Here is a 16,027-nt window from a genome sequence, read left to right as displayed (position 1 = left end):
CGCACCGTCGCGCCCACCGTGCGGGTCGCGAAGCACCGCGGGTCACCTACCCTGCGACTGCCGCGACCGACGCACCCGGAGCGCGCTTCTTCGCGCGGTAGTAGGTAAGCCCACCGAAGGCGTACATCGACAGGCCCAACGCGGCCATCAGCACGATCACGACCCACTGCCACGGTCCGGACTGGTACAGCGCCAGGAACCAGGACCTGGTGTCGCCGTTGCCGGTCAGCTTGAAGATCGCCGGTACGAGGGCCTGTGGGAACAGCGGGATCGCCGCGAACCCGAGACAGAAGCCGGCGGCGGTCCGCTTCCACTTGGGCAGTGCGTCGAGCCCTGCGGTCTTCTTGGCCTGCTCCGCGGTCGATCGGCCATGCCTGAGCAAGGTCAGGAGCTCAGGACCCTTCTTGTCCAGCCGCCGGGCGGCCACGCGACCGAAGTACCACCAGGCGAGGACGCCGGACAGGAGACCGACCGGCACGCCCCACCAGCCGGTGTAGAGCGCGACGATCAGGGCCGGGGCGCAGGTCGACGCGACCAGCACGAGCATCACGTAGACGATGCCCATCGTCTCGCCTTCGTTCTCGCCTGTGTTCAGCGGATTGCCGGACCGCTTGTGCGCATCAGTCGTCGGTACGGCGGTGTAGACCGAGGTCGCCACGATCAGACCGGCCGCCCCACCGAGCAACGCGGGCAGCACGCTCAGCACCAGCGGCCAGGCGCTGGCGTAGCCGGACCACCAGGTCAGCAGCACGGTGATCACCAGCGTGATCGGACCGAAGACCAGCAAGAACGCCCGCTGCCGGGCGCGCACATCCGGTCCGCTCGAACCGGGCGTCATCAGCGTGGTCCACAGCGCCGTACCGTCCGAGCCGTAGAGGTTCGACATCATCGAACCGCCCATCACGACAGCAGCAGGACCGGCCCACGGCAGCATCGACTTCAGCCCGATCGCCAGCGGCATCAGGCAGAAGAAGAGCCCGTACGCGATCGAGAAGATCACCTTGTGCCCGTAGAGCAGGTCGCGGGTCCAGGACCGCCATTCCTTGGCCGCAGCCGCACTCCGTGGACTGGTAGCCGTCAGCGGACGCCGCACCTTCGCACTGCTCCTGGCAGCGGTCGTCCGCCGTACCAACAGAGCCGACCAGGCGAACAGCATCACCGCAGCCAGCACAGCGAGTGCCAGCAGCAGGCCGACCACCTGCAGCCAGTCACCACGACCTGCGGCCTGCACTGCGTCGAAACCCCAACCAGACGGTGCGATCCGCCCTGCCGTGGCCATCGTGCCCTGCACATCCGTGGACACGAACGCCACGACCAGCGCCCAGCCCTGCGCCGTGAACGCCAGGATGAACGCGTTGACCAGCGCAGCAGTCACCGCACCGGCTCGCACCTGCAGCAGCACGCCGTACACCGCGACGGCGAGCCGGGACGCGAGGATGAAGCAGAACAGCTGGAGGAGCAGTGCGGGCACTGCGACAAGAGCAGCAGCGATGCCATCGCCGGAGATCACGAGGCTGAGCAGTGCGATCAGGCTGATGATCGGTGCGACACCGGCCAGCGCAGCCACCAGCAGACCGGTGGAGAGGGTGCGCGGCGGCAGCGGCATCATCGTGAAGTACTCCGGCTTGAGCGTCTCGTCGCCGCCGCCCGTGAACAGCGGCCCGACAACCCAGCCGAGCATCCAGATCGCGAGCAACACGACGAGTACGTCGTTGTCGCCCTTCGCCGCGACCCAGATCGTCCCGCCCGCGAGCGCCAGACCGACTAGCCCACCGGTGACGATCCAGGTCATCCGGAGCTGGTCCTTCAGCGCGTGCCGGAACGCGGCCAGCCGCATCCGGACCAGCGTGTGCGAGGTGCCGTACGTCAGTGCGAGAGCCACGTCAGCCCCTCCGCGCCGCGCGTCGACGCACCGACCAGCATCACGAACGCATCCTCCAGGCTGCCGCCGGCCTGCACCTCCGAAACGGTGCCTGAGGCAACGACCTTCCCGTCCGCGACCACCGCGACGCGATCGCACAGCTGCTCGACCAGCGCCATCACGTGACTCGACATCACCACCGAGCCGCCACCGGCGATGAACCGGTGCAGGATGGTCCGGATCGTCGCCGCCGACACCGGATCGACCGCCTCGAACGGCTCGTCCAGCACCAGCAGCCGCGGCGCGTGCAGCAGCGCCACCGCGAGGCCGAGCTTCTTCCGCATGCCGGTCGAGTACCCGATCACCTGCTTGTCGTCCTCGTGATCGAGCTCGAACACCTCCAGCAGTTCCGCCGCCCGCGCCTTCACCTCGGCCTCGGGCAGACCGCGCAACAGGCCCAGGTAGGTCAGGACCTCCCGCCCGGTCAGCCGCTCCGGCATCGCCAGCCCGTCCGGCAGCACACCGACCAAAGCCTTCGCCTGCGTCGGCTCCCGCCAGACGTCCACTCCGAAGATCCGCGCCGTACCGCCGTCCGGGCGCAACAGCCCGACCGCCATCGACAACGACGTCGTCTTGCCGGCGCCGTTCGGCCCCAGCACCCCGAAGAACGACCCGCTCGGCACGCTCAGACTGAGGTCGTCGACCGCCCGCTGCGCCCCGAAGACCTTGGTCAGCCCATCCAACTCGAGTGCTTGCTCCATGTCCTGCAGCCTCCCACCCACAGGTACCTCCGGTCGTCAGTCGACCGGCCGACCCGCACGATCAACCGATCGGCTACCCAGCGGCTCCGAAGCAGTTTAGTAAATTTCTGTTTGTTTGGACGGGGATATGGGCAGAAAGTTTCACAGTGTCCTGGGGCGACCGAGAGGGGTTGACGCTGTGGAGCGGATGGTTGGGCGACGGACGGTGGTGGCCGGGAGTGCGGCCGCAGTGGCTTCGGTGGGGCTGGGGGTGCCGGCCTACGCGAGCGAGGCAGCGCAGCGGCCCGGGCCGGCTGAGTTGATCGACGTGCAACTGCTGAACATCACGGACTTTCACGGGAACAACCGGACCCCGACGGCGCAGGCCGACGGGTTCCTGCCGGGGACGGACGGGCAGGTGAGCCTGCATGTGGGCGGCGCGGCGTACCTCGCCACGCACCTCGCGCAGGTGCGGAAGCGGGCGAACTCGATCTTCTTCAGCGCCGGCGACAACTTCTGCGGCGGGCAGCCGCTGGACAACAAGATGCTGTCGGACGAGTCGACGATCGAGGTGCTGAACGCGCTCGGGCTGCAGTTCTCCGCGCTCGGGAACCACGAGTTCGACTACGGCGTGGACTACCTCGTCGACCATCTGATGAAGGCCAAGCCGATCGGCGTACCGGGCCGGGACTCGACGTTCCGCGACTCGACCGGGCGGCCGTACCAGGGCATCAAGTTCGGGTACTACTCGGCCAACATCCTCTGGCGGAAGTCGCGCCGCCCGGTGTTCGCGCCGTACAACATCGAGTGGGTGTACGACGGCCGGCGGCGGTACCCGATCGGCTTCATCCACTTGACCGTCGCGAACACCCCGACCGGCTCGAGTTCGTACAACCCGACGCTGGACAGCATCGAGACGGCGGCGGCCGGCAACCAGGTCGCGGCGTACCTCAAGCAGCGCGGGGTGAACGCCCTGGTCGTCGTCGTGCACGACGGCGCGCAGCAGGACGACAACTGGCACGCGCCGATCAACGGGGCCAACCTCGCGACCGGTCCGGCGATCCAGCTCGCCGCCGACCTCAGCCCGGACATCTGCGCGATCGTCACCGGCCACTGGCACTGGTGGTTCAACGCGATGCTCCCGGACGCGCACGGCGTACCGCGGCCGATGGTCGAGGCCGGCCACGCCGGGCAGATCATCAACGAGATCAACCTGAAGCTCGACCCGCGTACCGGCGAGGTGGTCCGCGACCTGACCGTCTCCACCAACCACCCGGTCACGCTCGACGTCACGCCCGACCCACGGATCCAGCGGATCGTCGACTACTGGACCGCATTCGGCGAACGCCGGTACGGCGAGGTCGCCGGCCACCTCACCGCCGACTTCACCCCGGCCCTGTCGGCCACCGGCGAGAGCACCATGGGCGAACTCGGCGCCGACCTCTGCTACTGGTCGGCCCGCCGCCGCGGCCCGGTCGACTTCGCCCTGGTGGCCGCCAAGCCGATCACCGGCTCGAACGCGGTCGCCGGCACCCTGCGGTACGCCAAGAGCACCAACACGTACGACGCCGACGGCGTGATCCTGTACGGCGAGGCGTACTCGCAACTGGGCTACGAGAACCCGATCCTGACCGTCACGCTGACGGGGCAGCAGATCCACGACGCACTCGAGCAGCAATGGCAGACGGCCGCCGACGGCACCACGAAGTACGGACCGCTGAACTTCTCGGCCAACGTCCGCGCCACCTTCGACACCAGGCGGCCGATCGGCGACCGGGTCGACCCGGCGGGCTTCCTGATCGACGGCGCCGCGCTCGACCCGGCGAAGTCGTACCGCGTGGCCGGGCTCGCGTACACGCTGATCGGGGCCGACGGCTATCAGGCTCTCAACGGCTTCACCGGCCCATACCGGAACGGACGCGATCACGAGGAGTTCATCGACTACCTACGGGCGAATCCGCTGATCACACCGTCGGCACGGGACCGGATCACGCTGCTGGCGTGAGGATGGGCACAGGCCCGGAAAGCACGAAGTCCCGGTCTACCGACCGGGACTCTCTGTGCGCGAGGGGGGAGTTGAACCCCCACGCCCTTTCGGGCACACGGACCTGAACCGTGCGCGTCTGCCTATTCCGCCACCCGCGCGCTGCCACCGGACAGTGCTCCCGGCGACGAGAAGGAACAGTAGCACGGGTTGTACCGGTGCTTCACATTGCGGGTTCGGTCGAACCTCCCGATACGATCGATCGTCGTACCCGGTGTGTCCGCCTCGACCGGTGGATGATCTTTGGTGTACCGACCGTGGAGGAGGAGGCGTGCGACCGCTACAGCGCTTCGAGCGACGCCTGGAAGGCATTGTCAGCGGTGTCTTCGCGCGCGCTTTCAAGGGTGACGTCGAGCCGATCGAACTGGCGGCGGCACTCAAGCGTGAGATCGACAACACCGCGCGGATTCTGTCCCGGGACCGCCGGCTGGTGCCGAACCACTTCACCGTCGAGCTCGGTCCGGACGACTTCGAGCGGCTGAACGCCTACGGCCGGACCCTGAACCACGAGCTCGCCAACGAACTGCGGGACCACGCCGACATCCAGCGGTACACGTTCTCCGGGCCCATCGACATCGAGCTGGTTCAGCAGGACGACCTCCCGACCGGTAAGTTCCGGGTGGTCAGCGAGACGGTCGGGACGCCACAACGACGCCCGCAGCCCGAGCCCCAGCCCTACCAGCAGGAGCCATACGTGCCGCCCAACGAGCCGGTCGTGCAGAGCCCGCCTCCGCCCCAGTACCAGCCCCAGCAGCCGTCGCCGCGGCGCGGCCACCCGCAGGTGATGCTCGAGGTGAACGGGCGTCGCCGCCCGGTCAACCCGCCCGGCGTCGTCCTCGGCCGCGGCACCGACGCGGACATCCAGATCAACGATCCCGGTGTGTCCCGGCGGCACGCCGAGATCCGGCTGATGCCGGAAGGCCCTGGTGGCATTCGCGTCGTGCTGGTCGATCTCGGCTCCACCAACGGCACGCTGGTGAACGGCCGCCGCAGCACCGAGGCCGAGCTGGTCGACGGTTCGACCGTCCGGATCGGCAACACGACCATGACGCTGCGGCTCGCGGACGAGCCGATGCCCCAGCCGCCCAGCAGCGGGTGGTGACCGGAAGTCCATGTCGGAACTGACCCTGACCCTGATCAAACTGGGGTTCCTGGCCCTGTTGTGGATGTTCGTCCTCGCGGTGCTGTCCGTGATCAGGTCCGACCTGTTCGGCGCGAAGGTGGACAGCCGGGCGGCGGCCGCCGTCGCACCGCAGAGTTCGCGGACGCCGAAGGCCGCCAAGCCGGCCAAGAAGCGCAAGGGCCTGCCCGCGTCGGTGACGATCGCGGACGGGCCGCAGGCCGGCGTCGGCGCGTCGCTGACCGAGGAGCCGGTGATCATCGGCCGCGGGTCGGACTGCCAGATCCGGCTGGACGACGACTACTCCTCCACCCGGCACGCCCGGTTGTTCCTGTCCGAGGGCCAGTGGTGGGTCGAGGATCTCGGCTCCACCAACGGCACGTACCTTGACGGCCAGCGGGTCACCCGCCCGGTCCCGGCCGAGATCGGCGGTTCGATCCGGATCGGCCGGACGACGCTGAACATCGCGAAGTAGGCCTGCCTCGATGACCCTGTCGCTCGACTACGCCACACTGTCCGACGTCGGACGGGTGCGCCGCAACAACGAGGACTCGGCGTACGCCGGTCCGCACCTGCTGCTGCTCGCGGACGGAATGGGCGGCGCCGCGGCCGGTGAAGTGGCCAGCTCGGCGGCGGTCCAGGTGATCCGGCGGCTGGACACCGCGGACATCAGCGGCGAGGACATGATCGAGGCGCTGGCCGGCGCCGTCCACCGGGCCAACGAGCGGCTCTCGGAGCTGGTCGAGGAGGACCCCGAGCGCGAGGGCATGGGTTCGACCGTCACCGCGCTGATGTTCGACGGTAAGCAGCTCGGCATGGCGCACCTGGGCGACTCCCGCGCGTACCGGATGCGGGACGGCCGGCTGTACCAGCTGAGCCACGACCACACCTTCGTGCAGTCGCTGGTCGACGAGGGCCGGATCTCCCAGGAGGAGGCCTTCACCCACCCGCACCGCAACCTGATCCTGCGGGTGCTCGACGGCCGCCCGGACTCCGATCCGGACCTGAGCATTCTCGACGTCCAGGCCGGCGACCGGCTGATGCTGTGCAGCGACGGCCTCCCGGACTACGTGAGCGACGATGTGATCGCCGCCTCGATGGCCTCCGGTACTCCGGACTCCGTCGTCGTCGAGCTGATCACGCACGCGCTCGAGGCCGGCTCGAACGACAACGTCACCTGTGTGGTCGCGGATGTCGTCGAGACCGACCCCGCGAGCGGCACGCAGCCGCAGCTGGTCGGCGCGGCCGCCGAGCTCGCCCAGGGCAGCACCGGGCGCGGTGAGCCGACGGTCGCGATCCGCACCGGCGGCAGCGGAGGTCACGGCGGCGGTGGCCACGGCGCGGCGCTCGACCCGGAGGAGCTGCGGTACGCCCCACGCCCGCCGAAGCGGTTCCCGTGGCTGCGGCGGATCGCTGTCCTCGTGGTGATCCTGGGTCTGATCGGCGGCGGTGGCTGGTTCGCGTACAGCTGGACCCAGAAGCAGTACTACGTCGGCAGCGACGGCGACTACGTGGCGATCTTCAAGGGCGTCGAGGCGGATCTTCCGGGGCTGACGCTGTCGAAGGTGTTCGAGCGGCAGTCGCTGCAGGTCGACAAGCTCCCGACGTACAGCCGGGAACAGGTGGAGGGCAACATCCAGGCGGACAACCTGGCCGGCGCCCGCTCGATCGTCGCCGAGCTGCAGCAGACCGCGACCGAGTGCGCCGCCAGGGTCAAGCCGACGCCGACTCCCACGCCGAAGCCGAGTACGCCGGTGTCGACACCGCCCGTGTCGAAGCCGCCCGTCTCCAAGCCACCGGTCACGACACCGACCGTGCACCCGTCGACGACTCCGACCAGCCCGGGCGGTACGGCGACGCCGGGCAGCCCGGACGACTGCGACGGAGTCCGATGAGCATCGCGTCTACGTCGGTCATTCAGATCATCCCGCGCACCCGGCGTGGGGTGGAGTTGCTGCTGCTCGTGATCGCGGTCGGCGTCTCGGTCGCGGCGTACGTGAACATCGGCGTCACCGTCCAGAACGAGGTCCCGGCCAGCACCGGGTACTACGCCGCCGGCATCAGCCTGCTGGCCGTGATCGCGCACCTGGCGCTGCGGTTCCGTGCGCCGTACGCGGACCCCGTCATCCTCCCGTGCGCCGTCCTGCTGAACGGGCTCGGCGTCGCGATGATCCACCGCGTCGACCTCGGGCTGACCGCAATCGGCCGGACCAAGGGGGTTCCGTTCGCGCCGCAGCAGATCACCTGGACCGCGGTCGGCGTCGTGCTGTTCCTCGCGGTGATCATCGTGGTCCGCGACCACCGCCGGCTGCAGGCGTTCACCTACAGCCTCGGCCTGGCCGGGATCGTGCTGCTCATCCTGCCGCTGGTCCCCGGCCTGGGCGCCAACGTCAACGGCGCGCCGATCTGGATCCGGGTCGCCGGGATGTCGTTCCAGCCCGGCGAGTTCGCCAAGGTCTGCCTGGTGATCTTCTTCGCCGGGTACCTGGTGGTGAAGCGCGACGTACTGACGCTGGCCGGACGCCGGTTCCTCGGCCTCGACCTGCCGCGGGCCCGCGACCTCGGCCCGATCCTGGTCGCCTGGCTGGTCAGCCTGGGCGTCCTGGTCTTCGAGAGCGACCTGGGTTCCTCGCTGCTGTTCTTCGGCCTGTTCCTGTTCCTGCTGTACGTGTCCACCGAGCGGGCCGGCTGGCTGATCATCGGTGGCCTGCTGTTCATCGGCGGCGCGTACTTCGCGTACCTGTCGTTCGGTCACGTGCACCGCCGGGTCACCGACTGGCTGGATCCGTGGGCGATCGACGGAGGCCAGGTGAAGCTCGGGCTGATGGGCCAGGCCTGGGGCGGCATCCTCGGCCGCGGCCTCGGCCAGGGCCACCCGGAGGCCACGCTCTACGCGAACAGCGACATGATCATCTCGTCGATGGCCGAGGAGCTGGGCCTGACCGGGCTGATCGCGATCATCCTGATCTACACCCTGATCATCGAACGCGGCCTGCGGACCGCGCTCGGCTGCCGCGACATCTTCGGCAAGCTGATCGCGACCGGTCTGGCGATGTCGTTCGCGCTGCAGGTGTTCGTGATCGTCGGCGGGGTGACCGGGCTGATCCCGCTGACCGGTCTGGCCACGCCGTTCATGGCCCTCGGTGGTACGTCGCTGGTGGCGAACTGGGCGATCATCGCCCTGCTGCTGCGGATCAGCGACCAGGCCCGGCGGCCGCAGACCCCGGCCGCTCCCGTGTCCGACGAAACGATCGCGATGGCGGTGCAGAAGGCATGAACTCGGCGATCCGACGACTGGCCGTGGCGGCGATGATCCTGATGCTCGCGCTGATGGCGAACTCGACGTACCTGCAGGCCTTCCGGGCGAACGAGATCAACGGCCGCAACGACAACAACCGGGTCCGCGACTCGCAGTTCTCGGTGAACCGCGGCCCGATCCTGATCGGCAGTACGCCGGTGGCGCAGAGCAAACCGTCCAACGACCGGTTCAAGTACCAGCGCACCTATCCGTCCGGCCCGGTGTACGCGCCGGTCACCGGCTTCTACTCGTACCGGTTCGGCCGCGGCGGGATCGAGCTGACGATGAACTCCGAGCTGAACGGCTCGGACCCGTCGATGGCGTTCCGCCGGATCATCGACGTGATCAGCAACCGGCCCCAGCAGGGCGGCAGCGTCACGCTGACGCTGAACGCGGCGGCGCAGCAGGCGGCGTACAAGGGTCTGGGGTCCAAGACCGGCGCGGTGGTGGCGATCGAGCCGAAGACCGGCCGGATCCTGGCGATGGCGACCACGCCGTCGTACGACCCGAACCGGCTCGCCTCGCACGACAGCGCGAAGGTCGACGCCGCCTGGAAGAGCCTGAACGAGGACAAGGACCGCCCGCTGTCGAACCGCGCGGCCCAGGAGCTGTATCCGCCGGGCTCGACGTTCAAGCTGGTGACCGCTGCCGCCGCATTGTCCAGCGGCAAGTACACGCCGGAGACCAAGGTGAACTCGCCGGCCGAGCTGGTGCTCCCGCAGACCACCGTCCCGCTGGTGAACGAGGACGGCAAGAACTGCGGCGGCAGCAACACGGCGACGCTGACGATCGCGCTGCGATACTCCTGCAACACGGCGTACGGCAGTGTCGGCCTCGCGCTCGGGCCGGACGCGCTGCGCGAGCAGGCCGCCAAGTTCGGCTTCGGCGCGCGACCGCTGGCCGAGCTGCCGAGCGTGGCCACCAGCCAGTTCCCCGGCGACCCGAACGAGCCGCAGACCGCGCAGTCCGCGATCGGCCAGTTCGACGTCCGGGCGACCCCGCTGCAGATGGCGATGGTCGCGGCCGGGATCGCGAACAAAGGCGAGGTGATGAAGCCCTACCTGGTGCAGAGCGTGAAGACCCCGGACCTGAAGACGGTCTCGGAGACCAAGCCGGAGTCGCTGCACCAGGCCGTCACCCCGCAGGTCGCCGCCCAGCTGACCGCGATGATGGTCGACGTCGTCAACAACGGCACCGGCAAGCCGGGCCAGATCAGCGGCGTCCAGGTGGCCGGCAAGACCGGTACGGCGCAGACGGCCAAGGACCGGCCGCCGTTCGCCTGGTTCACCGCCTTCGCGCCGGCCGACGACCCGAAGATCGCCGTGGCGGTGCTGATCGAGAAGGCCGACATCGCCCGTGACGACATCGCCGGCGGCAAACTGGCCGCGCCGATCGCCAAGTCGGTGATGGAGGCGGTGCTGGGCCAATGAGCGCGATACGGAATGATGACCGTGGGTCTTTCCGACGGGGTTCCCTGTGTAGCGGCCGCTACCGTGGGCAGATTGAGTGTGTTTTTTGTGTGCGTTCACAGACAGGTTGGAAGGCTGAGTCATGACATCGCAGGCACGTCTCGTCGGCGGCCGATACGAAGAAGGCGAACCGCTCGGCCGCGGCGGCATGGCCGAGGTCCGCAGGGGTGTGGACAACCGGCTCGGCCGGTCCGTCGCAATCAAGCGGCTGCGGGTCGATCTGGCCAGTGACGCCACCTTCCAGGCCAGATTCCGCCGGGAGGCCCAGTCGGCCGCCTCGCTGAACCACCCGACCATCGTGTCGGTGTACGACACCGGCGAGGAGCCCGACCCGAACGGATCCGGCGTCACCATCCCGTACATCGTGATGGAGCTGGTGACCGGCAAGACGCTGCGGGACCTGATCCGCGAGGGCCGCAAGATCATGCCGGAGCGTGCCCTGGAGATCACCTCCGGTGTGCTCGAGGCGCTCGACTACAGCCATCGGGCCGGCATCGTGCACCGCGACATCAAGCCCGGGAACGTGATGCTGACCCCGCAGGGCCAGGTCAAGGTGATGGACTTCGGCATCGCCCGCGCGGTCGCCGACACGTCCTCCACGATGACCCAGACCGCGGCCGTGATCGGCACCGCGCAGTACCTGTCCCCGGAGCAGGCCCGCGGCGAGACCGTCGACGCCCGCTCCGACCTGTACTCGACCGGTTGCCTGCTGTACGAACTGCTCACCGGGCGGCCGCCGTTCGTCGGCGAGTCGCCGGTGTCGGTGGCCTACCAGCACGTCCGGGAGCAGCCGCTGCCGCCGTCGTCGTTCGACCCGGACATCCCGCCGGAGGTCGACGCCGTCGTCCTGAAGGCGCTGGCGAAGAACCGCGAGGAGCGGTACCAGAGCGCGTCCGAGATGCGGGCCGACATCCACCGGGTGCTGGCCGGCCAGCAGGTGACCGCGCCGATGTCGGCGGTCGCCGAGACCCGGGCGATGGCGCCGACCACGGCCGCCGCTGCCACGCAGACCTACCGTCAGACCTCGGGGAACGACATTCTCCCGCCGGGCGGCGACGAGCTGGACGAGGAGGACGACAGCCGGTCGCGGCGCAACCGCGGTCTGGCCTACTTCCTGCTCGGCCTGGCGATCGTGGCGATCGCGGTCGGGGCGTACGCGCTGTTCTCGAACATGAACAAGGACAACAACGCCGGCGGCGGGGCGACCAACACCCCGGTGGCGAAGGTCGCCGTACCGGACGTCAGCGGCAAGTCGGTGGCCGACGCGACCGCGCTGCTCTCCGACAAGGGTCTGACGTTCGCGCAGGGACCGTCGGAGACCAGCGACACGGTCGGCCGCGGCTCCGCGATCCGGCAGACGCCGACCGCGGGCACGGAGGCCGAGCAGGGTTCGACGGTCACCGTGGTGTTCTCGTCCGGACGGAGTGCGTTCCCGGTGCCGGACGTGATCGGCAAGTCGGAGTCCGCGGCCCGCAAGGCGCTCGAAGGCACCTCCGCGAACTTCAAGGTCAAGGACAAGGTCGTCGAGCAGGACAGCGACGAGAAGAAGGGCACCGTGCTCGCGGTCAGCCCGGACCCGAACGGGCAGTACCCGTCGGGTCAGGAGTTCACGCTGACGGTATCCAGCGGCGTCACGAACGTCGAGGTTCCGAACGTCGTGACCGTTCCGGCCGACGACGCGGCCAAGCAGTTGAAGGATCTCGGCTTCCAGGTCGGGTACAAGTACGGAAATGACCCGAACTCGCCGGACGGCATCGTGCTCGCGCAGAGTATCCCGGGCGGCACCAAGAAGCCGAAGGGCACCACGGTCACGCTGACGGTCAACAACCCGCAGGAACCGACCCCGCCGCCGAGCCAGCCGACGGACACACCGACGGACAACCCGAGCTCGCCGGGCATCACGATCGGCGGATGAGACAACGGAACCCCCGGAGCGACTGCTCCGGGGGTTCCGTCGTTGACGAGGTCAGCTGACGACCGGGGCCAGACCGGCAGAGCGCGCGACCGCGTCCTGGTCACCGCAGATCGCGAGCCAGTTGGCGAGCATCCGGTGACCGCCCTCGGTCAGCACCGACTCCGGGTGGAACTGCACGCCTTCCACCGGGAGGTCGCGGTGCCGCGCGGCCATGATGACGCCGGCCTCGGTCCGGGCGGTCACCTGCAGCTCGTCCGGCACGGTGTCCTGCGCGATCGCGAGCGAGTGGTACCGGGTCGCGGTGAACGGCGACGGGAGTCCGGAGAGTACGCCGGCGCCCTCGTGGAACACCTGGCTGGTCTTGCCGTGCAGGAGCTCGTCCGCGCGGCCGACGACACCGCCGTACGCGACGCCGATCGCCTGGAGACCGAGGCAGACCCCGAAGATCGGGACGTGTGCGCCCTTCTCCTTCACGATGTCCACACAGGCGCCGGCTTCTTCCGGGGTACCAGGACCGGGGGAGAGCAGGACGCCGTCGTACTCACCGGCCTGGTCGGGTGTGACCTCGTCGTTGCGCAGCACTGTGGTGTCGGCCTGCAGTTGCTGCAGGTACTGCACCAGGTTGTAGACGAAGGAGTCGTAGTTGTCGACGACAAGGATCCGCGGCATGCGGACCATTGTGACAGCTACCGGCCGGTGACCGACGGGCTGGCCGACGGGGTCTGTGGGTAACCGGGCACGGTCGCGCTCTGGAGGTCCAGGGTGCCTTCGTAGGCCGGCATCGAGATCGAGGACTCGTTCTTCACGTCGTACCCGAGCTGGAACTTCACGACATAGTCCTGCAGGTTCTCGATGTACTGCGAGTCGTCGAGCGCTTTCTGCAGCTTCCGCCGGTCACCGATCGCGGTGATCGTGTACGGCGGCAGGTACGGCACGCCGTGCAGTACGACGGAGTTGCCGACGCACTTGACCCCGGTGGTGGAGATGACACGCTGGTTCTGGATCGTCATCGCCTCGGCGCCGCCGGCCCAGAGCGCGTTCACCACGGCCTGGATGTCCTGCTGGTGGATGACCAGCCAGTTCTCGTCGACGTCCGGGTTCTCCTTGACCACCTCGGGCGGGGCGTCGCGCAGCGTCACGCTGAGCCCGGGACCGACGACCGGACGGGTGCCGACCTGCTCGGACAGGTCCTCGAACTGCTTGGCCAGCTTCGGGTCGATCGATCCCTGCTGCGCCTGCAGCGCCTCGATGTCGTGGGTCAGCGCCGCGTGCTGCCGGACCAGGCTCGCGCTGCGGCGGCTCTGTTCCTCCACCAGGCCGGCGAGCGTAGTGTTGCGACTGGGCCGCAGGTCTGTGCCCCGGGCGTTGGTGGCACTGGTCGCGAACAGCAGACCGGCGCACAGCAGCGCCAGCGGCGCACCCACGCGCCACAGCGAAATCCGCCTGAACCTACGCACCAGTGATCTCCATGTTGCTGTCTGCACTACGCTAACCCGGACCGACCCGCACAGGTCGTAGCGGTCAGCTTATGCGTCCGTCCTTACAAGGAGTTCAGTCGTGCCCGAGTCGAGCAGTCGCAACAAGAAGAAGACCGAGAAGGTCAAGGTCGAGAAGACCCCCAAGAGGCCGCGCACCACCAGCCGCGTGTGGGTCGCGCCGCTGATGCTGTTCTGCTGGCTGCTCGGACTCGCCTGGCTGGTCGTCTTCTACGTGGCCGGCCAGGACATCCCGGTGATGAAGGACCTCGGCAACTGGAACCTGCTGATCGGAATGGGCCTGATCGCCGTCGGCTTCGTCGTCTCCACGCAGTGGGTCTGACCCAGGTTCTGCTGGGTTATCCACATCCGTATCCCCAGTTGTGCACACCGATTCCGGGGAGTTATCCCCAAGGTGGGCGTTAGTTCTCCACGAAAATCGGTCCAAAAGGGGTCAAATCTGTGGATAACTCAGGTTTGAGCGGATGAGTTTCCACATTGTTCACGTCGGCAGCGGCCGGTTGTCCACGACCTTCTTCATGACGATCGTCGACGTCATCCGCTGGACACCCGGCAGCCGTGCCAGCCGCTCGTCGCGCAGCCGCTGGAAGGTCGCGATGTCCGCTGTCGCCACCCGGACGAAGCAGTCCGGCTCGCCGAACAGCCGCTCCGCGTGCACCACCTCCGGGATGCCGGAGATCACCCCACCCCGCTCGAGCTCCCGCAGTACCTGCCGCAGATCCTCAACCCCCGTCTGATCACCCTCGGTATTACCGGCGTCCTCGCGAGCATCCTGATGCTCGCCCGTGTGCAACAGGCGGGCGTACTGTCGAAACAGCCGTAGCGACCTGGGGAGACCGGGAGGGTCGCACCATGTTCGTACAGGTCATCCAGGGACAGCTCACCGACGCCGCGCAGGCGCACGCCGCGATGGATCGGTGGATGGAAGAACTCGCGCCTGAGGCGCCCGGCTGGGTGGGGACCACCGCCGGCGTCACCGCGGACGGCAGGTTCATCGCACTGGCGCGCTTCGACTCCGCCGACTCCGCGCGGCGCAACAGCGAGTCGCCGGCTCAGGACAAGTGGTGGCACGAGTTCTCGTCGCTGCTCAGCGCCGAGGCCGCCTTCCGCGACACCGAGGACGTGACCGTGACACTGGCCGGCGATCCGGACACGGCCGGGTTCGTCCAGATCATCCGCGGCCGCACCTCGGATCCCGATCGCGTCCGGAGCCTGATGAGTCAGGGCTCCGACGCGTGGGCGGGGTTCCGGCCCGATCTCATCGGCAACGTTCTCTCGCTGTACGACGACGGCGCCTTCACCACGGCGTTCTACTTCACCTCCGAGGCGGCAGCCCGCGAAGGCGAGCTCAAGGAGCCGCCGGCCGAGCTGAAGGCGGAGGTCGACGAGCTCAACGCGTTGGACGCCGAGCCGCCGGAGTACTTCGACCTGACCAGGCCCTGGCTGTACTCACCTGCATCTACGTAGAGATGTATGTAGACATCTACGTAGCCGTCTGCGTATAGTTCTACGTAGGAGGAGACAAGATGCCGAACAAGACGATCTACGTGTCCGACGACGACCTGCCGCTGTACAAGAAGGCGCAGGAGCTCGCCGGCAACCTGTCCTCGGCGATCTCGATCGCCCTGCGGAGGTACGTCGAGCTGGAAGAAGGCCGGTTCGAGGGGTACGACGAGATCACCGTGCGGGTGGGCCGGGGCACCGGCCGCAAGCAGCGGTTCTCCGGCGTACTGCTCGCGGAGGGCGGCCGGTCGAGCAGCACCGGGTACGAGGCCTTCAAGGTCTACCGGAGCCGGACCGGCAAGTTCGTCCTGCACGCCGATCGCCGCAGCCAGTTCACTGTCAACGGTGACGACGAGCGCTACCTGACCGGTTGGCGCTCCTGGATCGGCAACTGGAGCAGCGACCAGTCCTGGAGCATGGCGCAGGGCGAGGCCACCCTGCACATCGTGGAAACGGTCGAGGAGCTCCGTGAGCTGATCCCCGAAGACCTCTACGAACTGGTCGAGGAAGCCGCCAACCAACCGGCAGTCGAGGACCTCGACATCTAACTCCCGGAACAACTGATACCGGCGACCGCTCGG

Annotated in this window: 15 protein-coding genes and 1 tRNA gene; 10 read left to right on the top strand and 6 right to left on the bottom strand. The window is 68.5% G+C overall.

The features are described 5' to 3' along the window. Positions 1-46 precede the first annotated feature (46 nt). Together OHA18_RS14885 and OHA18_RS14880 are read right to left on the bottom strand one after the other, a co-directional pair. A complete protein-coding gene (locus OHA18_RS14885; RefSeq protein WP_329004663.1) occupies positions 47-1,882 on the bottom strand; it encodes a hypothetical protein in 1,836 nt (611 codons plus the stop codon). Continuing rightward, on the bottom strand, positions 1,867-2,622 hold the full coding sequence (locus OHA18_RS14880; protein WP_329004662.1) for an ABC transporter ATP-binding protein: 756 nt from the start codon (positions 2,620-2,622) through the stop codon (positions 1,867-1,869). The genes OHA18_RS14885 and OHA18_RS14880 overlap by 16 nt, the downstream gene beginning before the upstream one ends. A gap of 187 nt (positions 2,623-2,809) precedes the next feature. Between OHA18_RS14880 and OHA18_RS14875 the strand changes: the two genes are divergently transcribed. Beyond that, on the top strand, positions 2,810-4,606 hold the full coding sequence (locus OHA18_RS14875) for a bifunctional metallophosphatase/5'-nucleotidase (RefSeq protein WP_329006113.1): 1,797 nt from the start codon (positions 2,810-2,812) through the stop codon (positions 4,604-4,606). 56 nt (positions 4,607-4,662) lie between these two features. On the opposite strand, the gene OHA18_RS14870 is transcribed toward OHA18_RS14875, so the two are convergent. Further along, positions 4,663-4,746: transfer RNA gene (locus OHA18_RS14870), tRNA-Leu, on the bottom strand. Between the two features lie 170 nt (positions 4,747-4,916). Here OHA18_RS14870 and OHA18_RS14865 point away from each other — a divergent pair. From OHA18_RS14865 to pknB, 6 genes are all read left to right on the top strand, one after another. Further along, on the top strand, positions 4,917-5,747 hold the full coding sequence (locus tag OHA18_RS14865) for a DUF3662 and FHA domain-containing protein (protein ID WP_329004661.1): 831 nt from the start codon (positions 4,917-4,919) through the stop codon (positions 5,745-5,747). 10 nt (positions 5,748-5,757) lie between these two features. Then, positions 5,758-6,240 (top strand): FHA domain-containing protein FhaB/FipA, encoded by a 483-nt coding sequence (locus OHA18_RS14860; RefSeq protein ID WP_329004660.1) that lies wholly within the window; start codon positions 5,758-5,760, stop codon positions 6,238-6,240. Positions 6,241-6,250: 10 nt separating this feature from the next. Further along, on the top strand, positions 6,251-7,660 hold the full coding sequence (locus OHA18_RS14855) for a PP2C family protein-serine/threonine phosphatase (RefSeq protein ID WP_329004659.1): 1,410 nt from the start codon (positions 6,251-6,253) through the stop codon (positions 7,658-7,660). Continuing rightward, a complete protein-coding gene (locus OHA18_RS14850; protein WP_329004658.1) occupies positions 7,657-9,042 on the top strand; it encodes an FtsW/RodA/SpoVE family cell cycle protein in 1,386 nt (461 codons plus the stop codon). The genes OHA18_RS14855 and OHA18_RS14850 overlap by 4 nt, the downstream gene beginning before the upstream one ends. Then, positions 9,039-10,493 (top strand): peptidoglycan D,D-transpeptidase FtsI family protein, encoded by a 1,455-nt coding sequence (locus OHA18_RS14845; protein WP_329004657.1) that lies wholly within the window; start codon positions 9,039-9,041, stop codon positions 10,491-10,493. Before OHA18_RS14850 ends, OHA18_RS14845 begins: the two co-directional genes overlap by 4 nt. Positions 10,494-10,614: 121 nt before the next feature. Then, the gene (gene pknB, locus OHA18_RS14840) at positions 10,615-12,447 is read left to right on the top strand and encodes a Stk1 family PASTA domain-containing Ser/Thr kinase (protein ID WP_329004656.1); all 1,833 of its coding nucleotides are present in this window, start codon (positions 10,615-10,617) and stop codon (positions 12,445-12,447) included. Between the two features lie 51 nt (positions 12,448-12,498). On the opposite strand, the gene OHA18_RS14835 is transcribed toward pknB, so the two are convergent. Both OHA18_RS14835 and OHA18_RS14830 read right to left on the bottom strand, forming a co-directional pair. Next, positions 12,499-13,116, bottom strand: coding sequence for an aminodeoxychorismate/anthranilate synthase component II (locus OHA18_RS14835; protein ID WP_329004655.1), 618 nt, complete (start codon positions 13,114-13,116; stop codon positions 12,499-12,501). Positions 13,117-13,133: 17 nt separating this feature from the next. After that, positions 13,134-13,904 (bottom strand): DUF881 domain-containing protein, encoded by a 771-nt coding sequence (locus OHA18_RS14830; RefSeq protein ID WP_329004654.1) that lies wholly within the window; start codon positions 13,902-13,904, stop codon positions 13,134-13,136. 100 nt (positions 13,905-14,004) lie between these two features. Here OHA18_RS14830 and OHA18_RS14825 point away from each other — a divergent pair, with 100 nt between their 5' ends. Next, the gene (locus tag OHA18_RS14825) at positions 14,005-14,265 is read left to right on the top strand and encodes a cell division protein CrgA (protein ID WP_130445510.1); all 261 of its coding nucleotides are present in this window, start codon (positions 14,005-14,007) and stop codon (positions 14,263-14,265) included. Between the two features lie 159 nt (positions 14,266-14,424). Here the strand turns inward: OHA18_RS14825 and OHA18_RS14820 are convergent, their stop codons facing one another. After that, a complete protein-coding gene (locus tag OHA18_RS14820) occupies positions 14,425-14,736 on the bottom strand; it encodes an Lrp/AsnC ligand binding domain-containing protein (protein WP_329004653.1) in 312 nt (103 codons plus the stop codon). Positions 14,737-14,795: 59 nt separating this feature from the next. Between OHA18_RS14820 and OHA18_RS14815 the strand changes: the two genes are divergently transcribed. Together OHA18_RS14815 and OHA18_RS14810 are read left to right on the top strand one after the other, a co-directional pair. Then, positions 14,796-15,410 carry a hypothetical protein gene (locus OHA18_RS14815; RefSeq protein WP_329004652.1) on the top strand — a complete coding sequence of 205 codons (615 nt, stop codon included), beginning with the start codon at positions 14,796-14,798 and terminating at the stop codon, positions 15,408-15,410. A gap of 59 nt (positions 15,411-15,469) precedes the next feature. Next, positions 15,470-15,994 carry an EXLDI protein gene (locus tag OHA18_RS14810; protein WP_329004651.1) on the top strand — a complete coding sequence of 175 codons (525 nt, stop codon included), beginning with the start codon at positions 15,470-15,472 and terminating at the stop codon, positions 15,992-15,994. Positions 15,995-16,027: the final 33 nt, after the last annotated feature.

It is taken from the genome of Kribbella sp. NBC_00709, assembly GCF_036226565.1.
Taxonomy (GTDB): Bacteria; Actinomycetota; Actinomycetes; order Propionibacteriales; family Kribbellaceae; genus Kribbella.
Note: the sequence above shows the minus strand (reverse complement) of the source record. Positions and strands in the feature narration are given on the sequence as shown.